Below are 25,428 nucleotides of genomic sequence, written 5' to 3' on the forward strand. Positions count from 1 at the left end.
AGGAATTGCCAAAATAAGTCAGTGGATTTATACTTAAGCCATTAAAAGTAGATTAATTTTTTGAATGGAGAAACGATGTATCGTTTAGTGCTTTTTTCCCTTACTCTAGTAGGGCTAGTTCTTGTTATGAACCTTTCTGGTTATCAGAGTATTGAAGTCAACAATGATAAATATAATTTTGAAGATGCAAAGAAAGCACATGCTGCTCACGTAATTGAATTAGCAGAGCTTGCTAAAAAGCATGCAGAAGTTACAGCACCTCCAAAAGTTACTGATGAAGTCATTGAAGAGAAAACTCTAATTCCTCTTGATACTCCACAACTAGTAAGAGCGGATAAACTTTATAAGCAATGTATTGCATGTCACGGCAAAGATGCATCTGGTAAGGCCGCAAATAAAGCACCAAGAATCGGTGGTCAAATGGATTGGTATATTGAGAAGCAACTTCTTGATATGAAATCAGGGGCCCGTGTTAACCAACAGATGTTAACAATCGTAAAGAAACTTTCTGCTGACGATATTGCAGACCTAGCGGCTTACTTATCAAAGGTGCCATGGGGCGGAGTTAAAAACTAAAATTTAATTTCAATAAGAAGCCGCTTTTAAAGCGGCTTTTTTTTGGGAGAAACTATGAAGATCTTTTCACTTTTACTTCTTTTAGCAATTACTGCTTGTGCATCAAAGCCGAAGCTTTATCCAAACTCTGCTTATCAAAAGTATGGAAAGATACAGGCGCAACGCGATATTGAGATTTGTATGGGTAAGGCCGATGAGTTCCTCGAGAGTGATCGTGGAAGGCAAATGGTGCGTGAAGGTGGAAAAGGTGCCGCGTGGGGTGCTATCGTTGGTGCTGTCGCAAGTGCAGTCTTTGGTGGTAATGCTGGCAAGGGTGCAGCTCAGGGCGCAGCAATTGGTGGTGCTAGTGGCGTAGCTCGAGAAGGGCTTAGTGAAGATCAAATTAAGCAACGTTTTGTAAACCGTTGTCTTGCAGAGAAAGGCTACGAAGTAATCGGGTGGAGATAAATGACTTTATATCGTTATAAGAATATTGAACCAAGTGTAGGTGAGGGGTGCTATATTGCGGATTCTGCCGATGTCATAGGGAATGTCTTTCTAGGAAAGAATGTTTCTTTGTGGTTTCAGGTTGTGGCCCGTGGTGATGTTAATGAAATTCACATTGGCGACAATTGCAATATTCAAGATTTAACAATGCTTCATGTAGAAGACAATATTCCCCTAATCATTAAAGAGAATGTTAGTGTTGGTCACAGCGTGACTCTTCATGCTTGTACTGTTGAAGAGGGATGCCTTATTGGTATGGGGGCGACGGTCTTAGATGGTGCAGTCATTGGCAAGAACTCGATTGTAGCGGCAGGGAGTGTGGTTCCTCCTGGAAAAGTCTATCCTCCCGAGAGTTTTATCATAGGGACTCCAGCAGTTGTAAAAAGAAAACTAACACCACAAGAAGTGGAGCAGTATAGTAATCACTATAAGTCATACTTAATTACAAAAGATGAGTATTTAAATGATGTCGAAGTTATTTGCTAAGCTTTAAAAGATTAAAGACCTTGTCCACAAGGTCATCTCTAGAGAAAGGCTTAACAAGAACATTCGTTACACCTGAGTTGATGACACTCACCATTGAACGGTTATCTAAGAACCCTGAAATAAGAAGGTATTTCATTTTTTGATACTTCATGGACTTACTAGCGATATCTATGAAGTAGGTACCATCTTTATCCGGCAGCTTGTAATCAATAATAACAAGATCAAATTCTTCATTTCTTAGCTTTAGAAGTGCAACACTCACAGAGTCTGCTGTGACAATATTTCGAAAAGCACCGGTTTGCTCAAGGAATGTCTTTATTAGAAAACAAATCTTTTCTTCATCATCAACGATGAGAATCGAAGGTTTTCTAGGCGTAAGAGTATTTTTTGAAGGGGACATCGCCATTAGCCCTGCTCCTCATTTTTAATACCAAGCATATTTAAAATATCTTCTTTATTAAACGGCTTTTCAATAAAGCCTTTTACTTCATTATTCTTCTCAATCTTTGCACGATCAGCTATCCCAGACATAATATATGTAGGAACTTCTATACCAAGATCAATGATATCTTTTGCAAACTCAACACCATTTACTTTAGGCATATCATAATCTGTAATAATAGCATCGACATCTGTTCCATCTAAAATTCTCTTCGCTTCAACAGCATTTGATGCAAAGATGAGAGTGATCGGTCCCTGTGCAAAGAAGTTTGTAAAGAGATTGAGAATCTTTGGCTCATTATCGATAACAAGTACTTTCTTAAAATCATGATTTGTACTTAACTCGCTGTCAGTAAATGTCGTCGTCTCCATTTTAGGAAGAGTGATTTGAAACTCACATCCTGATTTTGAATCTATTAACTCGAGTGAGCCTGAATAAGAATCAATTATCTTAGAAGAGATTGAAAGTCCAAGGCCAGTACCTTCGCCAACTTCTTTGGTCGTAAAAAAAGAATCAAAAATCTTATCTTGGTTCTCTTTAGGAATACCTGGGCCATTGTCTTTAATTGTTAAGAGATAGCAAACATCATTGCTTGATATCGTGATAGCAATTTTTGGTGAAGCTGTTTGGGCTTCAGTCAAAGCATGAATAGCATTTGTTATTAAGTTAATAATAACTTGCTCAATTTCAATTGGATTTACTTTTACAATCGAAGAGGTTGAAGGGGAGAAATCTAACTCGATTTGATTTTGCTCTATAGGGAGTTTTAAAAGAGTTAGAGATTTTTCAATGATATCTTCTAGAGACATGAATTTCTTATCACTGTCTTTATTATGAAGAAAGCTCTTTAGGCCTTTTACGATCTTTGTAATACGATCAATAGACTCACGAGTATCATTAATACTTTCATTAATAATACTTTGTTCTTTTAGTTCTTCTCCAGCTAAGAGAACACTAATTAATTCAATATTTCCTGAAGCAATTGTTAAGGGGTTTGAAATTTCATGTGAAATTGTCGCTGTAATCTCTCCAATAGTACTAAGCTTATCAGCTTGGATAATTTGATTATGAATTTGCTTAAGTTCTTCAATTTGAAAGCGATACTTCGTGTAGAGATTCTTTTCGATACTTATGTCATTAAAGCAGATGACTTTCTCATTGTTTTCACTTTCTATAACTTTGATAACCACATGGTAAAATGTTTGATCATCGAGAAAGATCTCTACTTCTGGTCCAACCTTAACATCGTGAATATCTTCTAGGAAATGCTCAATATCAAAACCTGTGAATAGGGAACTGAGCTTAGGTGACTTCTTTAACACCCTTGGCGATTTTTTGAAGAAGGAAGCAAAGAAGTGATTATAGTAGATAATCTCATTATCATTATTAATGACACATATTGGTTCAAAAATAGAGTCGTATAATTCGTATTTTACCATCAGTTACTTCTTTAGTTATTTCATTTGTTTAATGAATTGAAAGTACTGCGCTTCAATAGCATCAAATTCTAGTTCTTCACCATCGTCATTTTTCATGACTGGCGCTTTGTTATCAACGACATCATTAGTTTTAATTAGTATCATCTTTACATCGTCAGAAGATTCCTCATAGTAGGGAGCGTAGAAGCTTTCTACTTTTATTCCAGGTTTAACAAAACCATGGACCATATTGATTTGTTCAATGACGGTCTGAGGACAGTGAGAGTAGGTGATTGTACCTGTCAATTCCCCAAGCATGTTAATCCATTCTCGAATCCCACACGAGTTAATCATTTCAACAGCGTTGAAATTAATATGAAGATCTTTATCCTTCACTCCAAGGATAGGAGTAAGGTCTGCATCCTCATCAATTCTTCCCGTTAAGTTTAAAATTGTTACATCATTTTCAGTCTTTATATCGACCTTTAAGTTACTCATATTTTAATCCTTTAAATTATAAAAACTTATCGATGGTATTCTCTTACTAATCTCTTTATACCTTTTGTTCTTTTCTATATAGAGGTAGAAACTAGTGCTATCTTCATTTGCGACAATATGAAGTCGATCACAGTTTTGAAATATTAAGTATAGCCCTAGTCCTGCTCCTCTTCCTTCTTGCCTTGGACTCTTTTCTACAGCTGCACGGTAGAGTGAGTCAATAATTGAAGATTTGGCCACACTAGTATAACTCTTGTAGTGTACTATCGTTTTGTATTCATCCTGAGAAATTTCAATTTCTCCGTGTTTTTGGTTGCTTACTCGATGAAAAATATCATTTGTGTAAAACTCATTTGTAATCAATTTTAATTTATTTTCGAAGCTTTCGTGATAATCTTTTAGGTCAATGTCGCTTAAAAGAATATTACATTTTTGATCAAATTCATTTTCAAGATTGATCGTCACCTTACTTGTTTTCTTAGTAACGATTCTACTTTCGAGATTATTTGGCTTCTGTTTCGTTAAGTATGAAATGATATTTGTGATCTCATCCTGTAGACAAGGTGAGGTTCCTATCAGGTGATTTGTTCTATTTTTCTTTAGGTATTTTAAATTTACGAGAGTGTCGTAGCGACTTAAGAAGATATCGCATGAACTTGTAAGCACATCACTTATTTTAAGGTTAAGACTTGGAGCTTGAAAATCTAACGCTTCAACCTTTTTGAATTTTGAATTTTCAATCTTGAATTCTATACCCATAAGCGCATCACTTTATTTCCTGACAGATCAGAGTTAGATCATCGTCAAATGAATCACTTCCTCTGTGATTGTGTACAATAGAAACTATTGTATCACGAATCTCGCTACCCGTGTGACTCCCATATGTCATTAAGATCTTAAGTAGATTTCTAAGTCCCCACTGTTTACCATCACTATTCTCTGCTTCAGTTATTCCATCAGTCATATACACAAGTAGGTCTCCTTGTTCGAGAGTAATAGTTTCGTACACATATTTAGAGTCCGAGCTTTCACCTAGTCGTGGCCCTTTTGCTTCAAGTAGGGGAAGAATATCTGCTTTTGTGATTTCTGACTTCTTTGGAACTTTTAGTACTTCTAGGTGACTAGCATTGGTATATGAGTATTCCCTTGTATTTGTGTTGTATACGGAAACAAAGGCCGTAAGAAGGATTTTGTTATTTGAAAGGTTAATAACCTTATTTAAATGCGAGGTAATTAAAGCTGGTGAGATTTGTGTTTCATCTTCTGACAGTCTTATTTTAATACTATTAAAGGCCGAATTAATCGCTGAAGTAAGAAGGGCCGCAGGTAGGCCGTGACCAGTAGCATCTGCGATAATGGTAATGATATATTCATTAAACTCATAGTGTCCCCACCAGTCACCACCACACTCTGAAGCTGGAGCAGCATAAGAGCTTAGGCGAACACTTGGAGTGTCAATGTCTTTTGGTGGAAAGAATTCTTCTTGTACCATTTTTGCCACCTTAACTTCTTCGTCTAGGCGTGCCTTCTCTTTCATTTCTTCAATATATTCTAGAATCTCGCGACTCATTTGATTAAAAGAATCACCAAGGGTTCCAAGCTCGTCACTTGTGTTGATTTCAACTGTCGACTCAAAGTCTCCTTGACCAATACTAATGGCCCTTTGATAGAGTTTTTCAATTGGTTTGGAAATCGTTTTTGATAATAAGATGATAATGATTGTCGACAGGGCAATGATAAAGATTGCAAAGAAGATCGCTCTTTGGACAAGAAACTTCGTTACTGATAAGGCATCTGACTCAGAGATTGTAGACACAATAGAGAGAGTGAAGGCCTTTGTTTGTGCCAGAGAAACCAAATAGTCATCTTCATTAAAGGTAAGTTTCTTTACGATATTATTACCTTTAAGCTCACTCTTATCATAATTATGAAGACCAATTAGGTCATTACCAAGAACGAGGTTCCCATCTTTAAAGACAAGCGTATTATAGGTTCTGTTTTGTGAGAGTAGGTTATTTAAAATATTGGCCTTAATAACGATTGAAGTAAGGCCTTTGTTTATCTTTTTAGTGAGAATGACAAAAAGCTCTTCTTTGTATTTGAAAGAGCTAAGAGAATTATCTCTCGTATCTTTTGGAATCGCTAATTTAAAATCATTTTCATTCTTTTCAAAATCTTTATTAATGATGAATTGGTTCTTTTCAATGAAGGCGAGAATATACTTACTTTCCGCAACGGCCTTTGCTCTTAGTTTATTATTTTTTATAAGAGCTAAGTTTTGAAGATCATTCTCTATTTTATTAAGAGTGTAATTCATTTCCTTGGCCACACTTGTGACATTAAAAAGCGAGTTCTCGTATAAATAGGCCTTCTTATCCTTTTCAAAGAGGTGAGTGGCATATTTAGTTAGAAAAGCGATAACGATAATTAGTAACGCTGTATTTAGCGATATTAATTTAAGCTTGATCGGAAATGTCGGTCTCTTGCCCATTATTTACCTATGTAGAAGTCTATTGATTAATTAGCTACAATGATATTAACGATTTGCGTCATGCGCAAGAATGAGAAAAGAGTACCAGGAACAATGTTGGGGCGACTAGATTCATTAGTTGATACATTTCTAATCTTGATGTGCATTTGTGTTGCGGCCTTTGCTGGCAACCAAGTTTTCAATACATCATATATTCCACCGATCATGGGTGGGGAGCGCATTACTTTAGGTCAAGTCTTCGAGTTACAAAATGATGTGAGAAGAAGAAGCTTTGATAATTTCTCTTGGCATGATCTAGGCTCTAATGAGGCCCTCTTTCATAACGACCGTATTTTCACTGATAAGGACTCTACAGCGCAGTTAGAATTTAGTTCTGGTAATCGCATCAAAGTGTCTGAAGAAAGTCTTTTTAAAATTACACAAGAAACGGACGGAATTAATCTAAATATCGAGCAAGGTACAATCTTTGCTACTCTTAATAATGCCAATGAAGCCTTTGTGGTTAAAGTGGGCGATCAGATTTATGAAATCACTTCGAATGATTCAAAGATTAAGATCTCAAACTCAAATGGGAATAAGGAGCTTTCTGTTCTTGATGGTAAGGCAAGTGTTAGACTTGGAGACCGTGAAGAAACTATTGAAAAAGGTGTAAGAGTTCTTCTTACAGACGAAAGTTATACGATTAAGCAGAGTTGGCCTAGTGAGTTTTCACCGCTCGATGGTGATGTATTTTACGTCAATGATAAGAATTTAATTACATTTAACTTCAATGAAAAAGTAGAGAAACTATTTTTATCCAATTCTCGCTCGGCTTTTGAAAATGGAGAGGCCCATGAGGTTAATGGCCTTGAAATCGCACTTGAGAACTTATCTGAGGGGACTTTCTATTGGCAAGTGAGTGATGTGAATAATGTTTCAACGGAGAAGTCTTTTGAAGTTGTATATGAAGTGATTCCTGAATTTGAAAATCTGGATGAGACTCAAAATACGATCTTAGTTGATAATGAAAAGCTTATTTATACTCAGCCATTTGATGACATCGAATTAATGGTTAATGGAAAGATGTGGAATGATTATGACTATGACGATGGTGAGCTTAGACTTACTTTTGAAGAAGTCGGTGACTATGAAATATCTTATCGAAATAAAGCTGAAGATCACCCTTATGCTCTTTTTTCAAAGCCTGTCTTAATAAAAGTCGTTGCAAAGCCTGGTGAGATTGTTTTAAAGAGACCATTTTATGGAGAAGATTATTATTTCTATGATGATGGTGTTGTTAAGTTCTCTTGGGAAACTCAAGACCTCTTTAGTGAAGTGAGTACATATCTCGTCCTAAATGGCAAAAGGCAGTTAGTTGCAGGGAATTCTTTTTCAGCTCCTGTAACAGAGAGTGGTGAGTACCTTTGGTCTCTAGAGTATGTGTTAAATAATGAAGTGATAGCACGCTCTAAAGAAAGTAAATATCGTGTGACTTTTGATGATGATAATAGTGCTCTCGAAAAGGGACGCAAGATTGTTGTTAAGAAGCCTGGAGATGTAATTGATCTTACATGGCAACAGCAGGGAAGTGATAAGTTTGTTGTCGAAGTTTCACGAGAACGTAATTTTAAAATAATAAAGGAATCGATAAATACAACTGGTAGTAATACAAAACTTCTTATCAAAGAGCTTGGAGTACACTATTGGCGCGTGAAGAATGAAGAGAATAAATTTGTTCCTCCTGTGAAGATTATTATTGTTCCTCCGCCTCCTCCAAAGGCACCTCGAATTGATAAAGTTGAAAAGAGAGTTCAGATATTAAAAAAGTCGCTTCCTCTGGCAATTTTTAATCTATTTGTTGATCAGGCATTTGCTCAAGATAGTGTTGAGCTAAAGTGGGAACCAGTAAGTGATGTTAAAGAGTATCGTATTCAGATTCTCGATGGGGAAAAAATCATTGTTGATGAAAAAGTGAAACTTAATCGTTTTGAATGGAACGATTACTTAACAGGTCACTTTCAATGGAGAGTTTCTGCGATCGATTATTGGAACCAAGAAAGTCCATTTTCTGTATTAGAAGATTTAATCATTACAAAGAAGTTTGGTGGAGCAAAGGGAATTGATCTTGTTTCTCCAAGACACGGCATAGCTATTAATGAAGGCGACGTGGTTGAAATGAAATTTAATCAAGTTCGTGGAGATAAGTTCTTTATTGAAATTTCCAAGGATAAATATTTTACGAGTATTAAAGAAATTGCGCTTGGAAAAAAGACGACATATACGTTTAGAAATAAACTGGGATCCAGTTTTTATTGGCGTGTGAAGGCGATTGAGAAAAAAGATATTATCTATTCTAAGAAGAGAAGAGTAGATGTTACAAAAAAAGAAATAGCTCAACCTAAGAAGGTTGAAAGTGTGATGCTTCCTAAAAAATCTAAGAGAAGAAAGAGTTGGTACTTTGGTTACGCTCCAGAAAAAACAAGTTATGAAGTCATTAGCGGAGGAAAGAAAATAGTTGTTGATGACATGAACTTCATTTCTTTTTATGGGGGCCACAAAGGAAAATTAGATAACTATCACTACCTTTTTGAACTTAAGCAATCAAGTGGTGTTGTCTTTGATGATCTTGGCTTTAATCAAACAGCTCTTAAGGGTCAGGCCCTTAAAGAATATCAGCGATTTCATTATGGACTAACTTCACTTCTAGAGTACCGTAGTGAACTTGAATATAATGGTAGCGAAGTTACATCAAGTGCACAGTTCTATTTTAACCTCGGACTTACTGGAAAGTTTCAATATGAAAAGATAAGCCTTTTACTGGATTATTTCTTCTTAAATTATGCAGGCCTTAGCGCTCAGGTTAGTTATGAAATTAATCGTAACTACGAAGTCGGGATTAGCTTAGAATCGAGAAATAATTCCAAGCTAGAAGCTGACACTACTAATATCGCCCTTCGTATCCAATATAATTATTAGGAAATATATTTTATAGACTGACCAGTATATGGGCCATATTCTGGGCCTATTTATCTTGATATTCCTTTCTAAGTTATTGAAAACTACAAAAAAATAGACCATTTTCGAGGCATGCCGAAGGGCGTTTTATAATGAAACCAGATTTGAACTAGAACTTGTGAGGGCATTTTGATGAGAGAAAGAAGAAGGCCACATTCACATTTATATTCGGTAAAGCTAATTTCTTTTCTCGTTGGGATTATAATGACTGCCTCTTCTTGTGTTCCACAAGATGAGATTGATGATTTAGTTAATGTTCCGGGAGCTGACCTACCAACGCTTCCAAATTTAGACGTTGCTTGTTACCAAGATGTGTATGCACCTAAAGAAGAAGATATTACAAGAAATATCGATATTCTGGTAATTCCAGATACATCTGCTTCGATCATTGCGGAAAGAGCACAGATTGCGGAGGGTTTTAATGCCTTCTTAGATGTCCTTCCTGCTGCAGCAGATGTGAATATCGCAGTTATGCTTGGTCACGGTTCTGGCTCTTCACGTTTTGGTACTCTTTATACAAAGTCAACTGAGCCAACGATTCTTTCAAATCGTTCTCTGACAATTGAAGAGATTAAAGCACACTTAAGAACTAAGATGGAAAACCCTGCTGGTGATTATCGTACAGATGGGGGAGAGGCCGGTCTTGCATCTCTTAATCGTGCACTTGAAGATGATTACTATAGCAATATACAAGCACAGGGCTTCTTTAGAGAGGATGCTGCCCTCGTTGTTGTCTTTGTTGCTGATGAACAGGATATTTGTGCAATTTATCCGGAAGGTGTAACGCCTGTTCCTGATCCACAAGGTGGTGAGGACCGCTCACGTATTACAGAATGTTTTGATGGTGACACACAGGTTGTTACTCCAAAGAGTGTCTTTGATAAATTAAAGGCCCGCTATACTGATCGTCCATTAGTTACAGGTGGAGTTATTTACAACAATTTAAGTACCATCCCATTTGGTGGAGAAAATGAGATTGGCTATGGATATAAAGAGTTCGTTGAGTTTGGTGGAGGATTTACTGTTGATATGGCCACAGGTGAGTACGGTGATGGTTTATCTAAGTTAGGTACACTTGCCATGTCACGTATTGATCCAGTTAACTCATTTAATCTAGAAGTTGCAAATATTGATACGAATACGATTAGAACTTTTGTTGATGGAAAAGAAGTACAGTATTCATACGATGCTGAACTAAATATTGTTTCTCTTAATGAAGAGCGTGGGCCTTTCTCTATTGCAGCAGTTCAATACTGTGAGAAGCCTTCAGTCTCAAAGCAAGTAATTCAGATAGTCGCTGGTGGTTCTCACTCTTGTGCCCTTATTGCTAATGGTGAAGTAAAGTGTTGGGGAGACAATTCAAAAGGTCAGCTTGGTCAGGGGGATACTGTTGATCGTGGTGATGATGAAGATATTAATTCGATTCCTGCCATTGATTTAAATGGAGAACTTGCACTTCAAGTTATTGCAGGAAATCTTCACACATGTATTCTAACGGAGTCTAATAAGGTTAAATGTTTTGGTGATAATACTTATGGACAGTTAGGAATGGCATCAACTGATACGCTTGGAGATGACGAACAGCTGTCTGAATATGGTTATACTCAAATTGGTGGAATTGTAAGAAAGTTATATGGTGGAACTTATCATAATTGTGCTCTCTTAACGACAGGTGATGTTCGTTGTTGGGGACAAAATTATTACGGCCAACTTGGAACAGGTGATACGGAAATTATTGGTGATGATGAAACACCGGCCGAAGGTAATCTTGTGGCACTTGGTGCTAAAGCAATTCAAATGGATATTTCATCAATGAGTTATCATGCCTGTGCCATTTTATCAGGTGGAACTCTTAAGTGTTGGGGACGTGGAACTCACGGACAACTTGGTTTAGGAAATACTGATAGTGTTAATTCTCCAAGTTTAGCAACACCAACCCCTAAGGGAGTTATTGCTGTTACAACTGGTGGTGTCCATACTTGTGCCCTCCTTTCTGACTCTACAGTTTACTGTTTTGGGCATAACTCTCAAGGACAGCTAGGGGATGGAACTAGTGAGGCCATGGGTGATAATGAAACACTAGAGAATCACACAGCACTTGATTTAGGCTTTGAAGTAGCATCTGTTGTTGCTTCTAATACAGCAACTTGTGCAATCTCTAAAGGTGGAGAGGCCAAGTGTTGGGGGAATGGATCGTCAGGTAAGTTAGGTCAAGTCGGGACAGCTAAGATTACAGGTGATCTTGCCAACCTTCCTGCAATTGAACTAGGTAAGAGTGTTTCACAAGTTTCTGGTGGGCTAAATCACCATTGTTTCTTAACGACGGATGAAGGCCTTGTAAAATGTATTGGTAATGGTAGTAAGGGACAACTTGGTAATGGAAATACTGAGTCTATCGGTGATGATGAATCACCAGTACTAACAAGCTTCCTTGCTCTTTTTAATATTTAAGAAATTAATTCCAAATAATAAAATCATAAGAACGATGGCACCGAGGATACTTTCATTATTCGGTGTCATATCTTCTCGAACTGCACACCCTGGCTCAATTCCTGATTGAAGAGTTTCAAATCCACTTGCTCCAAGAGTTACTATCGTCGGAGTAGGAGAGTAAGATCCACCAACTCCAGTGATAACTCCGTCAAGTTCATCAAGACGAATAATTCCATCGCCTCCGTCTCCGCCGGCCCTTCCTAAAACTCCACCTGCGGCTCCACCGGTACCTCCTGAGGCATCGAGAGCTGAATTGAGTTCGATATTACCAACTGCTTGTAAGAAGATAACTCCACCAGCACCACCACCTGAGCCACCAGAATCTCCAAAGGCCGAAGTTGTGCCCGGCTGTCCGACTCCACCATTGGCCAGAATGGGAGCGTTGATATACATATCTCCACCTGCGGCGATATGAATAACTCCACCACCACTTCCACCAGGTGTTGCTCCACCTTCTGTTGCACCACCTTGCTCGCAGCCACCGCCACCGTTTCCGCCACCGGCACCACCAAGCATTTGTGTTTCAAGATTTAAAGCTGAGTCATATGTTACAGACGTGGAACCAGGGGCACTAAGAGTGTCTGATCCATCAACTGGTCCTGAAGAAACACCTGAGCCACCATTTCCACCAAGGGTAGCATGTGAGCCTCCGGCCCCTCCGCTTCCACCAATATCGGCAAAGCTTGAGCCACCACAGGCCGCATCCGTTGCACTAGAGCCTTCTGATCCTGGAAATGCTGCTGGACTTAATCCTGCACCGTAGCCTCCAGCAAGACCTTCTGCGACTGATATCGAGTGATCAATTGTAACGTCACCTTGAACTTTTATGATGAGGGGATTAGCTCCCGTAATTGTAATTGCACCTGTTGTTGTGAGGTCTGTACAATTATAGGTTCCACTAGGGATTGCTCCTGTCCAACTACATGAAAGATCACTACCGTCACCAGTATCAACGGCGCCAAAAGTAGTTGATGATATTAGTAGGAATATAGGTAGGATAAATCTCTTCACTGAAGAAATTTTAACATATCTTAGGAATGTCTTTAACTAGGTATAAATGACTAGAAATTACCTTGGAAGAAGTTAAAGCGAACGGCCTCAATATCTTTTCTTCCCTGGTTATATGAGAAGAAGCTTTGCTTTAAAACTTGAGAGCGTACTTCAATTTGCTTGCTTTTTTGGTTGAAGATAAACTCAAGTTGAACTTCTTCATTTCTTGCCTTTAGGTAGACATCATTTCTTTCCATTTTGTAGCCACCAATTTTTCTGATGACACTTGCAATCTTTTCAATATTTTCTTCTGGTGTGGCCCCAAGCATTTTAAAAGGCATGATATAGCTAGAAGAGGCCTTCTTTTCTTTTGAAGAAAGACAATTGTCGATTGATGGGCAAGTGAAGTTGTCCAGACTCGCAGACTCTTGAATAAGGAATTCTTTTGAGCAAGATGCTGTCGTCATAAGAATTGCGGTAATCAGTGATAGTCTAGCGAGTCTCTTCATTAGTTTAGTCCTTCTCTCTTAATCTTAACTAAAACATATGGTTGAACAATGAGGTATTGGAATTCTGTATTCTCTTCTTCCCATGTTCCAATTTGCTCATCAGTTGGGCGAAACATTTGCTCATCCGCAAGCCACTTCTTAATATACTCAACCTCATCGCGGGCCATGGTAAAGCCAACAGCAGCAAGTTCAAGTTCATCAGTGATCATAAATAATGCTTCTCTTTCATGATGTGGTTTTAAGAGATCCCACTTTGCATCATCGATGTCATTAGCTAGTCTTTCTAATAGGTTCTCATTATTATTTTCATCGTTCATATTAATTTCCTATTAAATTGCTTTCATCATTTGTTTATCATTATTAATTTGTGCAATTAACTTCTCATCTGTATCGATGTAGTTAGATGTATGAACTTTCTTGGCCGCTTCTATTAATTCTTTAGAAGGCTCTTCCTTGTCCATTTCATTCTTAAGAAGAGAGTAATATTCTCTTTCTAGTTTGTTCTTTTTCTCTTCCTTCTTACGGTAGTAAGGAGTAAGGATAAAGAGGAAAGCAAGAACGGCAATCATCGACCATACGATATGATAAATTTTCAAAAATACACCTCATGATTTAGTTTCGTAATAAATATACTATGTTAAAATTGCTCTGTGAATGATTTAAAGAAACTAGTTATTCTTGCCCAAGGCGGCGATACAGAGGCATATCACGCCTTTTTGGAAACCGTATCTCAAACAATAAAACGAATTGTTTCTTTTAAAGTATTTAACGAATCTCACCGCGACGATATATGTCAGGAAATATTAATAAGTATTCATCATTCACTCCCAACATATTCTCCTGAAAGACCAATAATGCCTTGGATTAACTGTATTATTGAGCGTCGAATTATTGATTACATTCGTAAATACACGAAATTAGAAGAAAGAGAAGAAATCTTTGATGAGGCCGTCACAAAAGAGGCCAATGCAACGAATAACAATATAGAACGACTTGCTGTAGAACAGCAATTAGAGATGCTGATTGAGAAGTATCTAACAGAAGAATTACGTAGGCCACTTTTGATGGCAAAGCTTGAGGGGCATAAGACCAAGGAGATTTCAAGGGAGCTTGGAATTTCTGAAGCGGCAACTCGAACGAGAATTTCTCGCGCAATGGCAAAGCTAAAAAAAGCGGTTAGGATTAATAATGGAAAATGAAAAATTAATAAATTCATTGGTCAGTGACTTAAGGCCTGTAAAACGATTGGCCACTCCGGGGATTCGTGCGTTGCTATGGGCCGTGCCACAATTTCTTCTTAGCTTCATTGCTATTTCAATAAGTTCGCCAATTGAATTTAAGTATATGTTAAATGCACAATTTATCATTCAAGTGTTATTTGCCATCGTTGCTCTTGGTATAGGCTCGTATCTTGGTTTTGCTAATACTGTTCCCGGACTTCTTAGTGAAAGGAAGGCCAAGCTTGCTTTTATTCCATTTCTAATTTTACTAGGACTCATTATATTTAATATTATTTACCCAGTAGGACTTGATCTTACACATGAGCATCGTGCAAATTGCTATCAAGAGTTAAGTGTTCTTATGCTTATTGGCTTTGTTCATAATTACTATATGCTTAAAAAGGGCTTTATTGCCTTTAGCAGTGCAACTGTTGCGACAGGCTTTTTAACAAGTGGAATGATTCCTTTGGTCATTCTATACTTTGGATGCTCTTTCTCAACTCAACACTTAGTTGTATCTCATTATCTTCCAATTATTGTGATTACAACTTTAGGTTTATTAATTTTTAAATTAACTAAAAAGATTAAATAGAGTGTAACTATTTTAATTATAAGTACGAATAACAGAGTAAGAAGAATTTAAGCTTCTTAAAAAAATACTAAAGGAGAATGTTATGAATTCTAAAAAATCACTATTAATGGGGGCTGCAGTTGCAGGTCTAATGATCTCGTGTACGGGAACAGAAACTAAGATGCCTGAGACTTCAGCGAATGAAGTAATGTGTTACGGAGTAAACTCTTGTAAAGGTCAAGGGGCATGTCACGGTAAGGTTGATGCTTGTAACGGTAAGAACGGATGCCAAGCAGAGCTTAAGTGTGGTGGACAAAACTCTTGTAAAGGTAAAGGCCTAATAAAGCTTTCAAAAGATGAGTGTGAAGCGAAAGGCGGAAAAGTAGCAAAAAGGTAAGAAATGCAAAAATACGGTGTTGGATTAAGACATACTCATTTTCCTTATCTCGAAAATGAGCACTCAAAATCACAAAAAGGTGTTGAGTGGTTTGAGGCCCTTCTCGAAAATTATATGGGAACTTTAGGGAGACCATATAAGATGCTAGAGAAGATTAGGGCAGACTATCCAATAGCGTTTCATGGAGTTTCTCTATCAATTGCATCTAGCGAAGACTTAAATTTTGACTATATGAAAAAGGCAAAAGAGTTATATGATAACTTCGATCCTTTTGTGACAAGTGATCATATGTGTTGGACAGGGCATGCCCATTCAAACCTACACAATCTTTTGCCTTTTGCGTATACCGAAGAAAACCTCGATTCAATTACAGAGAAAGTCATGAGGGTGCAAGATTTCTATGGAAGGGAGATGACCTTTGAGAACCTCTCAGCTTATTTTACCCTAAAAAACTCCACAATGACCGAGGCCCAATTTCTAAATGAATTGGCCAACAAGAGTGGTTGTAAAATTCTTTTAGACTTTAATAATGTCTATGTGAATGCAGTTAACCAAAACTTTGATGCCAGTGAGTTCTTTGAAACAATTGACTCTAAGAACGTTTCTCAAATTCATTTGGCGGGCTACTCTGACCTTGGAACGCATCTCTTTGATACTCACTCTCATCCTGTTCACGCCGAGGTATGGCAATTGTTTAAAAAATATTGTCATAAATTTGATGTTCCAATTCTTCTCGAATGGGATGAAGACATTCCTGAGTTTCCTGTCTTAGAAGCTGAAGTCTTAAAGGCAAAGGAGATATTTAAAGGAGCTCAATTATGAATCATCATGAGTTTCAAAATAAATTTTTAAAGGGTGTCCTTACTAAGGATATCTCAAAAGATATTATGACTGAGATGATTCCCATTGGAGAATTATCAAATGAGCAAGTACTGGAAGTTTATCAAAACGATTATCGTGCACGCTTGCAAGAAGTAATTGGTGATAATTATGAGACTTGTTGGTTTGTTTTAGGAGACGAAGACTTTCTTGATATCTCACTTTCTTATGTTGAATCTAGGCCTTCAGTGTTTACTAATCTTCTACATTACGGTGATGACTTTCCTGATTTCATTGCCTCTCGTGTAAAAGAGTTCTCTTTCATTAAAGACCTTGCTGAATTTGAAAAAACGTTTTGGCACTTATTTCATCAAAAGGACAATCTTAAATCCTTTAATCCTCAAGAGCTAGGAGAGGGAGTCTTTGAAACCCCTTTAAAGCTAAGAGATACCTTCTCTCTTTTTTCATGTGATATTCAGTTGTCCGAGCTTTGGCAGATGCGAAAAGGGGATAGTAGTAAGACCTTTAATGACATTCAAGGCAATGAATTAACAATTCTTTATAAGAGAGAAGAGAAGATGCAAATTCAGGTCATCTCAGAGGGAATTTTTGAACTCATCTCTAACCTAAGAAATCACGAAACAATTCTTTCTGCTGTGGAAGATATTCAGGAAGAGAAGTTAAGTGATCCAAATCTGTGGTCAGTTTTCTTCAATCTTCTTGGTTATATTGCTGAGATCAAAAGCAAATAGATCCTTTGCAATTTTTAGACAATCTTCAGTCACAGGAGATTCAATAACGATATCTTCTTGAGTGATAGGGTGCTTAAAGCACAATTTATATGAATGAAGAAAGATGCGATAGAATTTATAATCTTTTCTAAATAGGTTGTTAATTGAAGAGTGTCCATACTTAGTATCACCAACTAAATTATGCATTCGTCGTGAGAAATGCTTTCTTATTTGATGCTGTCGGCCTGTGAAGATTTCAATATCAACGAGACTATACTCTTCATTCGTTGAGATTCTTTTAAACGCTGTCTTAGCGTCTTGAATACCCTTATCCGTTTTAATCGGAAAATCGTATACACCTTCTTTCTCTGCGATCCCCTTAACCATGGCAACATAGTGTTTAGAGACATTGTCACTATTCCACTGCTCTTTCATAAGTCTTGTTGCTTCCTTTGATTTTGCAAAAAGGACAACTCCTGAAACGGGCTTATCAAGCCTGTGAATCGGAAAGAGGTATAGGTCTGTTTGCTTCTTGAGAGATCTAAGTAGACTTCTACGATCAGAGCTTCTTTCCTTAAAAGGGTGGACTAAAAGATCACTAGGTTTAGTGGCCGCAATATAGTGATCATCTTCAAATAGGACTTGGATTTTGTTCTTCACGTCTAATTTATAACAGATTAAGCGGAGATAAGTATATGAAATTTTAGGATGTCTTACTCTTTTACTAAGGTACTGTGTGTAAGTTACCGATATGTGAAACGTGAGAATATTAAGAGAGAAATTATATTTTATTTTATTCATATGCATGGGAGTTTCACTCTCTGCTGGGGCGTCAGAGTCTGGGGTCCTTTATCGCAATGGAGAGACTTCAATCACCTATGATCGAAGTAAAGATCAATTTATCTTTCGAGATGGAAAGTCGGTTTCTGAGTATTCTAGATTTCGCTACAATGATTTAATTCTTGAAAAATTTAACCGCATTCCTGTTGAGGATCACGGAGAAATTGAAAGGCGCTTAAAGTTAGTAAAGCAAACGTACCATCTTTCGGCCCCTGCTCCTGAAGAGATTCTTCAAGAAAGTTTAGCGGTTGCTGCTAAAATTAATGAAGCAGATAATTACGGATGCGGTGATTCTCGAATAAATATTGGAGATGATAAGGTCGCTTTTACTGCAGAGATCGAAATTGAAAAACTTGATGTAAAAAAAGAAGGCCTCTTTGGTCTAGGAGAGCTTGAAGGTGCTGAATTTGAAGTCAATACATCTAACGATAACCCATTACACGGCGGTCTTATGGCCCTTGGAGTTACTAATTTTAACGAACGTGATGGTATTGAAGGGGATGATCGAGGACTAACTTTTGGGGCGAAAATTTCTGCTAAGCTTAAATTTGAAAATGGTGAAGTCCTATTAAGTTATAATTCAAGGGCCTATACAAAACTTGTTGAAAAACCATGTGGAATGGTTGAAATACGTGGGCGTCTATATGAAAGATTTTGCTACCAAAATGATGATGGAAGTTGGAATCAAGAAGGTATTAATCGAGACGATATCGATATTAGTGTTTACCGAAAATTAGGTGATGATAAGAAATCTTTTGTCCAACTTGGTGCAGGGCTAACGATTCTAGATGATAATGGACTTGCTATGAATACTCAAAGGGCCTGGCATAAGATGTCTAAAGGTGCTGGTACAGTTCAGTATAAGAATTATGGCCATATGGAGCAAGTCATCTCACCTAAGGCCACTTTTAAGGTTGGAAAGATCTATGACTATAAAAATGATGAAGGAACTATTTCAACAACTTCACAAATCTATACTGGTGGGCAACTCTCTCATATAAGTGGAAATGAAAATTATATTGGAGTGGGAGGCGAATTTAAGGTTAAGTTTGAGCCACAAGATAGCAATGGGAAATTTCCTGCTGTCGAAACACGCTTCTACTATGATGGGCAATATACACAAGAGGGTGAGATGAACCATTATTACGGTGTTGAGGCCAAGACAAATGTTTACACAACGAAGAAGTCTGTTGTCTATATTAAAGCGGGGATGGGGATTGAAGATGATCACTATACTCGTGAATATGAAAATTATGGAAAGTCTTTTCTTAATCCAAACTTAGATATTCAACATTACTTAGGTATTGGTATCGAAAAAAGGTTCTAAGCGTAAGCAAAGAACCTTTTCGACTATAGAAATTAGATTTTATTTTTCTTGATAGATATGAACATCTCTTTGAGGGAAAGGAATTGAAATCCCTTCTTTATCAAATTCTAATTTTACATTCTCTTGCATATCAAACATTACTTGCCAGTAATCAGCTGATTTAACCCATGGCCTTACAGCAAAGTTAACAGAGCTATCAGCAAGGGCGGAAACAGCAACAACTGTTTCAGGCTCGTTAAGAATTAAAGGATGCTCTTTTGTAAGTCTCATGAGAACTTCCTTGGCCTTCTTAATATCATCACCATAGCCAATTCCAAAAATCATATCAACTCTTCTGATACTTTCAGCTGAATAGTTAACAATACTTCCCGATGAAAGAGAACCATTTGGTAGGACAACCGTCTTATTATCTGCCGTATTTAAGATTGTGCAAAAAAGACCAATCTCTTTTACTTTTCCAATAAAACCTTGTGCTTCAATAACATTTCCAACTCTAAATGGTTTGAAGAAAAGGATAAGGACACCACCTGCAAGGTTCCCAAGAGCTCCTTGAAGTGACATACCAAAGGCTAGACCGGCGGCACCAAGCATCGCAACAAAACTAGTCGTCTTAATTCCTACCATTCCAATGATAGTAATAAATAATCCTATCTTAAGGGCAATACTTACAATTGAAGTAATGAATCCTCTTAGTGAGAGTTCAACTTCTTTCTTTTGAAGTGCTTTATCAACAAGTCTATCAATGAAATTGATAACTTTAAGTCCGATAATTAGGACAATAATGACTTTTATAAATTGAATCCCGTAATCTGCAGCAATATTCGTTAGTTTTTCAACATTGGCTTCGTTTAATAATTCTTTCATTCATTCTCCTAAAAATTCGCCAGAAGACTAATTGTAGTTTTGTAATCGTGTTGATCTCTTTCTTCAACAGGTTGATTTTCATATTCCCAAAGGACACCTGCTTTAAGAGAGAATGTACTATTAATTAGCATACGAATTGAAGGCTCCATATTAATAATATAGTTTTCACTATGCTGTACACTTGGAATATATTCGAGCCAGTAACGAGCTGTTACACCTTTTCTTAGTTCTTTACTCACTTCATAGTATAGACGCAGTTTTTGCTCATGATTATCAGGCTCATTTTGAACGAAATTTTCTCTCGTATAACGATAACCAAGTTCAGCAAGCATTTTGAATTTATCTTCATCAATAAACTTATACTTAAAACCGACGTCGATATTATTTCTTGCCCAGAAACCCTTAAATCGATCTGATTCAAATAGGTCGGCCACAAAGATATCAACTTTCTTTGAAAGGACATGGTCGAAACGAAGTAGGGCACTCCAATTCTCATCATCAACTTCATCATCTGATTCACCGTAAGAATAAGTCCCATTGAAAGTAAGAGTATTCGTTTCCCACTTATATGAGTTGCGGGAAGCAAAGTCATAGGTCTTTTTGTTAGTATTTCCACCAGAAGCAATGAATGTTACTTCATCTTCCGATTTAAACTGAGCATGGGCAAATTGGCCAAATAAGATGGCCATAATTAAAATTTTTTTCATAACAAGATTCCTTTATAAAAAACTATTTTATGTTCATCATTTATCTTTTTGTTCCTAAATTCTGTCTATTTATCTTAACTATGATTAACTTTTTTGTACAATCGATCCTTTAGTTAAAAATGCCAATTATCATTGGTTTGAGATAACACTTATTGGGAAGCATTAATTATTGGGCCACTCATTACAGAGACTTAGAAACTGATAAAAAAACTAGATTAAAAATAGTCTGTTTATCGGCAAAATGGGGCAATTGTTTGTGCGAAGTGTTTTTCTCAATTAAAATTACTTAATTGAGAATTTGGAGCTATTGATGGAGTTAATCGAACCATTCTTGAATGCTTTACTTGAAGTATTCAAAAAACAACTAAATATACCACTACTGGCAGGTGAGGTTTATCCTAATTACGAATTTAAAGATACCGTTGATATCGTAGGCCTAATAGGAATAAGTAGTGAGAAGATCAATGGGGAACTTGCTCTTTGCTTTAATAAAGCTAGTTTTCTAAATATTTACAACACAATGTTCTCCGAGAATCAAAAAGAGCTTAATGAAGAAATTTCTGATTCCGCAGCTGAGTTTGTAAATATGGTGCTTGGTCAAGCAAAGGCCGAAATTAATAAGATTACAGGGCTGACTGTTGAGAGAACAACTCCTGAAGTTTTCTTAGGAGATGGTATAAAGAATGATCGCATCACCGGGCCAAGAACAGTAACAATTCCTTTTGAGCTTCCAGTAGGGATGGATAAGCAAGTATTTTATATGAGCTTAACAATAGACGAGTAGTAAATGCATAAAAAAATATTTCTAATTTCTTTTCTATCTATTTTTCTTTTTATTTCATGTAACAAAAAGTCCTCTCCAAAAGCTGAGCTTAAGTATTGGAATGACACTCCTGTAACAAAAAAGATTAAGACTTACTTAAAAGATATCTCAGACGAGAAGTCTAAAAACTTTATTCCTAAGAGTGAGAGAATAGCAGTCTTTGATAATGATGGAACACTTTGGGGTGAGTACCCAATGTATGTTCAGTTTATAGCGCTGTTGGACTTCTATAAGGATATCATTGTTGGGAAGTATAATAGAAGCAATGCTCTAGTCGATGTGGTGGTGGAGCAATTTCCAAATGTAAAAGATAAGGGAAAGCTTTATCAGGCACTGCTTGATATGCAGGCCGGAGTTACTAATGATGAATATATGGAGTATATGGCCAAGTGGCTTGCAACTAAAAAGCATCCGGAGCTAAAGAAGAAGTACACGCAGCTCGTTTATGCTCCAAGCGTTGAGCTGATGAGAACACTAGAAGCATTTGATTTTAAGGTTTTTATTGTCACGGGTGGGGGAACTCACTTTGTTAGGGCCTTAAATAATATAGTCTATGATCTCCCTTCGTATCAGATTATTGGGACAAGATTTGGAAAGAAATTTTCTGAAAATGGTAAAGTTGAATTTCAAAATCAGGCCAAGCTTGCTTTCTTAAATGACAAAGAAAATAAACCTGTGGGGATTTTAGAACATATTGGAAAGGTTCCAGTTTTTGTTTTAGGAAATTCAGATGGTGACTTCGCAATGGGGAAGTATGCAAGTTTAAATTCAAAGTTTAAGTCATTTGTTGGAATTATTCATCACGATGATAGCGCACGTGAGTTTGCATACGATAGAGATTCTCATGTTGGAAAGTTAGATAAAGTTCTAAGTGAAGGGGATAAGTACTTCGTAAACTTAATCAGTATGAAAAAAGATTTTAAACAGATCTATTTTTCTGAATCAGATAAAGTCCATCACGAATAGGGAGCATGGTCTTATAAAGGTCATCTCTCGATTCAATATAGTTATTAAAGTCGACAAGAGCATTCGTCGTCTTATCTTCTGGATCGATGGTCTCACTAGCAACTTTACCGTTCCAAAGTACGTTATCGACTACGATCATGCCATTTTCACTCAGTAGCTCAAGAGAGAGCTCAAGGTAGTTCTTATAACTTCCTTTGTCTGCATCGATAAAGACGAGATCAAATTTTTGACCAGCTAATTCTTTTAAAACTAGATTTGCATCTCCGAATCGGGCCTCTATTTTATTTCCTACTTCGCTACGATCCCAATAGGATTTTGTAAAAGTATTAATCTTTTTATTCTTATCAATTGTGATAACTTTTCCATCACTCGGAATATTCTCGGCCATGGCCAAAGCAGAGTAGCCAGTGAAAGTTCCAATCTCTAAAATATTCTTGTAATTATTTGAACGAATAAAGAAGCCTAAAAGAGAGGCCACTAGTTCGCCAGAGATCATGCGCCCAAGAGGGTGATTATCTTTTGTATAATCGCCCAGCTCGACGCAAAGATCACTTGGGATATTTGATTTATTTAAACAATATTTTTCAATTTCTTTTAAATTTTCCACTGAAACTCGATTAGTTTATTTCCGCTTACTTCATCACAAACGCTTGTTAATTCTTTTGTTAAGAATAGCATAGAAATATAGGCATTGTATTTAATGATATATTTAAAACCTGGAGAAATGTAGCGGTCTAGCTCTTCTTTAAGTTCCATACAATTTGGAGAGTCAGTCATATATGATGTTTCAAAATCAAGTCTCTTAAAACCCTTTTGTCTTGAGAAGTCAGCGCTATAGAAACATTGCCCATCATTAGATTGAACATCAAGAATAATTCTTCTTGTCGAGTCAGAGATCCCTAACTTTGTAAAAGAGACATCAAGGGCCGCAATCTCATTTGGTGCAGCTACTTTATCGCGAAAACTCTTACAGGCAAAAGTCGTAAAATCAGTCACAAACTTCATATCGATTGCACTAGGTGTAAGCTCGTTGGCATAAGTTGTTGATATCATGAGAATAGCTAGAAGGAGTTTTTTCATCTTTTCGATCCTTTAATATTTGTTTGACGATTAAAACATTAATTTCTTTATTCATACTCCTGACCGGCTAAAGAGTAAAGTTAGTATGAAATTTTGATTGATACTCTCTAAAAAGAACTTAATAACTTGATGTTTTTACTAAAGTTCTGACACTTTTTGCCGATAAGCCCAGTCCTATGGAGCAATATTTAAATAATTTTCTATTAGCGTCTTCAATTTTACTCTTATTAAGTATTGTACTTAGTAAGTCATCAAGCCGCTTTGGTCTACCGGTTCTTGTGCTATTTCTCTTTATAGGGATGATAGCCGGCTCTGATGGAATTGGTGGAATTAACTTTAGTAATTACGAGTTAACTCACTCTTTAAGCTTAGTTGCTCTATGCCTAATTATTTTTAATGGGGGATTTGAAACTCCATTTAGCAAAGTTAAAAAAGACTTTGGAAGAGGAGTTGTTCTTTCCTCTATCGGAGTTATGCTCACGACTCTCTTGGTTGGTGGCTTCACTCATCTTGTAACAGACTTAGGTTTACTTGAATCTCTACTCATCGGTGCCATTCTTTCGGCAACTGATGCAGCTGCTGTCTTTTCTGCATTTAAGGATCCAACGGCACAAGTTGGTGACGTTAAAAATATTCTTCGCTTTGAGTCGGGAAGTAATGATCCCATGGCCTATTTTCTTGTCTCTGTCATTATTGGCTTCATTGAGCAAGGAATGGGAGATGCCAAAACGACGGCAATCATGTTTATCTCAAATCCTATTATTGGTTTAATTGGTGGTTGGATAACTGCTCGCTCATTCATCTTAATCAATAACGTGGTAAAACTAGACTTTAATGGACTCTATCCACCACTTACAATGGCCATGTTATTTCTTGGTTATTCTTTAACAACAAAGCTTGGTGGAAATGGTTTCTTAGCAGTTTATGTTTTTGGGATGATTATTGGAAATCGAAAAATTCTACACAAGAACTTACTTTCATTATTTTTTGACGGAGTTACTTGGCTTTCGCAAATTGGTCTCTTCATTATGTTAGGATTACTCGTCTTTCCAAGTCGACTTCTTACAGTTGCTCCGGCAGGACTTTTCATTGCTTGCTTCTTAACATTTGCAGCAAGACCAATAACTGTTTTCCTTTGCTTAATTAAGAGTCGCTTCAACTTAAATGAAAAACTCTTTGTTTCATGGGCAGGACTTAAGGGGGCAACACCAATTGTCTTTGCAAGTTTTGCAGCAACTCATATTGGAGAAAAGGCTCACGTCCTATTCGATATTGTGTTCTTTGTTGTGATTATTTCAGCTCTTATGCAGGGATCATCTCTTAAACTTGTTGCAAGGAAATTAGGACTTGTTGTTGAGCAAGAAGATGAAACAAACTTTCCTGTTGATATGGAACTTCTCGAACAAACCAAGCATGGTATTGTTCAACTTGAACTTAAGCAAACTGATTATGCTGTTGAAAATAGAGTTGTTGACCTAGGGTTACCTGTTGGAGCAATTGTTTTATTTATCAAGCGGCATGGGGCATTTATTATCCCTGATGGAGCTACAGTTTTTGAAAATGGGGATAAAATTCTTTTAGTGACTAAACTAAAAGAGGATCTCGAAGCAGCACAAGAGTGTTTTGAAAAAAAAAAGATTGAAGAATTAGATGAAGAGGATGATGATACACAAGAGTTACATGCGGCCTAAAATTAGTTA

Annotated in this window: 28 protein-coding genes; 14 read left to right on the forward strand and 14 right to left on the reverse strand. The window is 36.9% G+C overall.

Annotated elements, in window-relative coordinates; all coding sequences use genetic code 11:
- The first annotated feature begins 75 nt into the window (after positions 1–75).
- From ABMA76_RS01600 to ABMA76_RS01610, 3 genes are read left to right on the forward strand one after another with little or no spacing between them, the layout of a single operon-like run.
- Entirely contained in the window at positions 76–576 is a 501-nt protein-coding gene (locus tag ABMA76_RS01600) for a c-type cytochrome (RefSeq protein ID WP_392912327.1), read from the forward strand.
- 54 nt (positions 577–630) lie between these two features.
- Positions 631–1,023: a cell envelope biogenesis protein OmpA gene (locus tag ABMA76_RS01605; RefSeq protein WP_392912329.1), complete on the forward strand. Its 393-nt coding sequence runs from the start codon at positions 631–633 to the stop codon at positions 1,021–1,023.
- A complete protein-coding gene (locus ABMA76_RS01610) occupies positions 1,024–1,548 on the forward strand; it encodes a gamma carbonic anhydrase family protein (protein ID WP_392912331.1) in 525 nt (174 codons plus the stop codon).
- On the opposite strand, the gene ABMA76_RS01615 is transcribed toward ABMA76_RS01610, so the two are convergent.
- The 5 genes from ABMA76_RS01615 to ABMA76_RS01635 are packed head-to-tail and all read right to left on the reverse strand — an operon-like array spanning position 1,538 to position 6,397.
- A complete protein-coding gene (locus ABMA76_RS01615; RefSeq protein WP_392958062.1) occupies positions 1,538–1,954 on the reverse strand; it encodes a response regulator in 417 nt (138 codons plus the stop codon). The two genes, ABMA76_RS01610 and ABMA76_RS01615, sit on opposite strands and share 11 nt — an antisense overlap.
- Positions 1,954–3,429 (reverse strand): ATP-binding protein, encoded by a 1,476-nt coding sequence (locus ABMA76_RS01620; RefSeq protein ID WP_393060716.1) that lies wholly within the window; start codon positions 3,427–3,429, stop codon positions 1,954–1,956. The genes ABMA76_RS01615 and ABMA76_RS01620 overlap by 1 nt, the downstream gene beginning before the upstream one ends.
- A 15-nt stretch (positions 3,430–3,444) precedes the next feature.
- Complete coding sequence (locus ABMA76_RS01625; protein WP_392912337.1) at positions 3,445–3,906, reverse strand: hypothetical protein; 462 nt, start codon at positions 3,904–3,906, stop codon at positions 3,445–3,447.
- Between the two features lie 3 nt (positions 3,907–3,909).
- Entirely contained in the window at positions 3,910–4,665 is a 756-nt protein-coding gene (locus tag ABMA76_RS01630; protein WP_392912339.1) for a hypothetical protein, read from the reverse strand.
- A gap of 7 nt (positions 4,666–4,672) precedes the next feature.
- Entirely contained in the window at positions 4,673–6,397 is a 1,725-nt protein-coding gene (locus ABMA76_RS01635; RefSeq protein WP_392912341.1) for a SpoIIE family protein phosphatase, read from the reverse strand.
- Between the two features lie 60 nt (positions 6,398–6,457).
- On the opposite strand from ABMA76_RS01635, the gene ABMA76_RS01640 reads away from it, so the two are divergent.
- Together ABMA76_RS01640 and ABMA76_RS01645 are read left to right on the forward strand one after the other, a co-directional pair.
- Complete coding sequence (locus tag ABMA76_RS01640; RefSeq protein ID WP_392912343.1) at positions 6,458–9,352, forward strand: FecR domain-containing protein; 2,895 nt, start codon at positions 6,458–6,460, stop codon at positions 9,350–9,352.
- A 171-nt stretch (positions 9,353–9,523) separates the two neighbouring features.
- Entirely contained in the window at positions 9,524–11,842 is a 2,319-nt protein-coding gene (locus tag ABMA76_RS01645; RefSeq protein ID WP_392912345.1) for an RCC1 domain-containing protein, read from the forward strand.
- Here ABMA76_RS01645 and ABMA76_RS01650 read toward each other — a convergent pair.
- The 4 genes from ABMA76_RS01650 to ABMA76_RS01665 are packed head-to-tail and all read right to left on the reverse strand — an operon-like array spanning position 11,810 to position 13,979.
- Positions 11,810–12,895, reverse strand: a complete 1,086-nt coding sequence (locus ABMA76_RS01650; RefSeq protein ID WP_392912347.1) for a hypothetical protein — start codon at positions 12,893–12,895, stop codon at positions 11,810–11,812. The two genes, ABMA76_RS01645 and ABMA76_RS01650, sit on opposite strands and share 33 nt — an antisense overlap.
- 50 nt (positions 12,896–12,945) lie before the next feature.
- Positions 12,946–13,383 carry a DUF1499 domain-containing protein gene (locus ABMA76_RS01655; protein ID WP_392912349.1) on the reverse strand — a complete coding sequence of 146 codons (438 nt, stop codon included), beginning with the start codon at positions 13,381–13,383 and terminating at the stop codon, positions 12,946–12,948.
- Complete coding sequence (locus ABMA76_RS01660; protein WP_392858648.1) at positions 13,383–13,700, reverse strand: DUF2288 family protein; 318 nt, start codon at positions 13,698–13,700, stop codon at positions 13,383–13,385. The genes ABMA76_RS01655 and ABMA76_RS01660 overlap by 1 nt, the downstream gene beginning before the upstream one ends.
- Positions 13,701–13,712: 12 nt before the next feature.
- The gene (locus ABMA76_RS01665) at positions 13,713–13,979 is read right to left on the reverse strand and encodes a hypothetical protein (protein ID WP_392858651.1); all 267 of its coding nucleotides are present in this window, start codon (positions 13,977–13,979) and stop codon (positions 13,713–13,715) included.
- A 54-nt stretch (positions 13,980–14,033) separates the two neighbouring features.
- Between ABMA76_RS01665 and ABMA76_RS01670 the strand changes: the two genes are divergently transcribed.
- The 5 genes from ABMA76_RS01670 to ABMA76_RS01690 all read left to right on the forward strand — a co-directional run bounded on the left by ABMA76_RS01670 (position 14,034) and on the right by ABMA76_RS01690 (position 17,142).
- The gene (locus tag ABMA76_RS01670; RefSeq protein ID WP_392912351.1) at positions 14,034–14,582 is read left to right on the forward strand and encodes an RNA polymerase sigma factor; all 549 of its coding nucleotides are present in this window, start codon (positions 14,034–14,036) and stop codon (positions 14,580–14,582) included.
- On the forward strand, positions 14,572–15,195 hold the full coding sequence (locus ABMA76_RS01675) for an NrsF family protein (protein ID WP_392912353.1): 624 nt from the start codon (positions 14,572–14,574) through the stop codon (positions 15,193–15,195). Before ABMA76_RS01670 ends, ABMA76_RS01675 begins: the two co-directional genes overlap by 11 nt.
- Before the next feature lie 82 nt (positions 15,196–15,277).
- Positions 15,278–15,571, forward strand: coding sequence for a hypothetical protein (locus ABMA76_RS01680; RefSeq protein WP_393060718.1), 294 nt, complete (start codon positions 15,278–15,280; stop codon positions 15,569–15,571).
- Between the two features lie 3 nt (positions 15,572–15,574).
- The gene (locus ABMA76_RS01685) at positions 15,575–16,393 is read left to right on the forward strand and encodes a DUF692 domain-containing protein (RefSeq protein ID WP_392912357.1); all 819 of its coding nucleotides are present in this window, start codon (positions 15,575–15,577) and stop codon (positions 16,391–16,393) included.
- Positions 16,390–17,142 carry a DNA-binding domain-containing protein gene (locus ABMA76_RS01690; RefSeq protein ID WP_392912359.1) on the forward strand — a complete coding sequence of 251 codons (753 nt, stop codon included), beginning with the start codon at positions 16,390–16,392 and terminating at the stop codon, positions 17,140–17,142. The genes ABMA76_RS01685 and ABMA76_RS01690 overlap by 4 nt, the downstream gene beginning before the upstream one ends.
- Here the strand turns inward: ABMA76_RS01690 and ABMA76_RS01695 are convergent.
- A complete protein-coding gene (locus ABMA76_RS01695; RefSeq protein WP_392858664.1) occupies positions 17,092–17,781 on the reverse strand; it encodes an RluA family pseudouridine synthase in 690 nt (229 codons plus the stop codon). The two genes, ABMA76_RS01690 and ABMA76_RS01695, sit on opposite strands and share 51 nt — an antisense overlap.
- Before the next feature lie 145 nt (positions 17,782–17,926).
- Between ABMA76_RS01695 and ABMA76_RS01700 the strand changes: the two genes are divergently transcribed.
- Positions 17,927–19,288, forward strand: a complete 1,362-nt coding sequence (locus tag ABMA76_RS01700) for a hypothetical protein (protein WP_392912361.1) — start codon at positions 17,927–17,929, stop codon at positions 19,286–19,288.
- A 39-nt stretch (positions 19,289–19,327) separates the two neighbouring features.
- On the opposite strand, the gene ABMA76_RS01705 is transcribed toward ABMA76_RS01700, so the two are convergent.
- Together ABMA76_RS01705 and ABMA76_RS01710 are read right to left on the reverse strand one after the other, a co-directional pair.
- Complete coding sequence (locus tag ABMA76_RS01705) at positions 19,328–20,152, reverse strand: mechanosensitive ion channel family protein (RefSeq protein WP_392912363.1); 825 nt, start codon at positions 20,150–20,152, stop codon at positions 19,328–19,330.
- Between the two features lie 8 nt (positions 20,153–20,160).
- A complete protein-coding gene (locus ABMA76_RS01710; RefSeq protein ID WP_393060720.1) occupies positions 20,161–20,859 on the reverse strand; it encodes a YdiY family protein in 699 nt (232 codons plus the stop codon).
- 310 nt (positions 20,860–21,169) lie between these two features.
- Here ABMA76_RS01710 and ABMA76_RS01715 point away from each other — a divergent pair, with 310 nt between their 5' ends.
- Both ABMA76_RS01715 and ABMA76_RS01720 read left to right on the forward strand, forming a co-directional pair.
- Positions 21,170–21,643, forward strand: coding sequence for a chemotaxis protein CheX (locus ABMA76_RS01715; RefSeq protein WP_393060722.1), 474 nt, complete (start codon positions 21,170–21,172; stop codon positions 21,641–21,643).
- Between the two features lie 3 nt (positions 21,644–21,646).
- On the forward strand, positions 21,647–22,648 hold the full coding sequence (locus ABMA76_RS01720) for an HAD family hydrolase (protein ID WP_393060724.1): 1,002 nt from the start codon (positions 21,647–21,649) through the stop codon (positions 22,646–22,648).
- On the opposite strand, the gene ABMA76_RS01725 is transcribed toward ABMA76_RS01720, so the two are convergent.
- On the reverse strand, positions 22,602–23,255 hold the full coding sequence (locus ABMA76_RS01725; RefSeq protein ID WP_393060726.1) for an O-methyltransferase: 654 nt from the start codon (positions 23,253–23,255) through the stop codon (positions 22,602–22,604). The genes ABMA76_RS01720 and ABMA76_RS01725 overlap by 47 nt on opposite strands.
- Complete coding sequence (locus ABMA76_RS01730; protein WP_393060728.1) at positions 23,243–23,728, reverse strand: hypothetical protein; 486 nt, start codon at positions 23,726–23,728, stop codon at positions 23,243–23,245. Before ABMA76_RS01730 ends, ABMA76_RS01725 begins: the two co-directional genes overlap by 13 nt.
- Before the next feature lie 176 nt (positions 23,729–23,904).
- On the opposite strand from ABMA76_RS01730, the gene ABMA76_RS01735 reads away from it, so the two are divergent.
- The gene (locus ABMA76_RS01735; protein WP_393060730.1) at positions 23,905–25,419 is read left to right on the forward strand and encodes a potassium/proton antiporter; all 1,515 of its coding nucleotides are present in this window, start codon (positions 23,905–23,907) and stop codon (positions 25,417–25,419) included.
- The last annotated feature ends 9 nt before the right edge of the window (positions 25,420–25,428 follow it).

It is taken from the genome of Halobacteriovorax sp. ZH5_bin.2 (assembly GCF_043196375.1).
Classification (GTDB): domain Bacteria; phylum Bdellovibrionota; class Bacteriovoracia; order Bacteriovoracales; family Bacteriovoracaceae; genus Halobacteriovorax_A.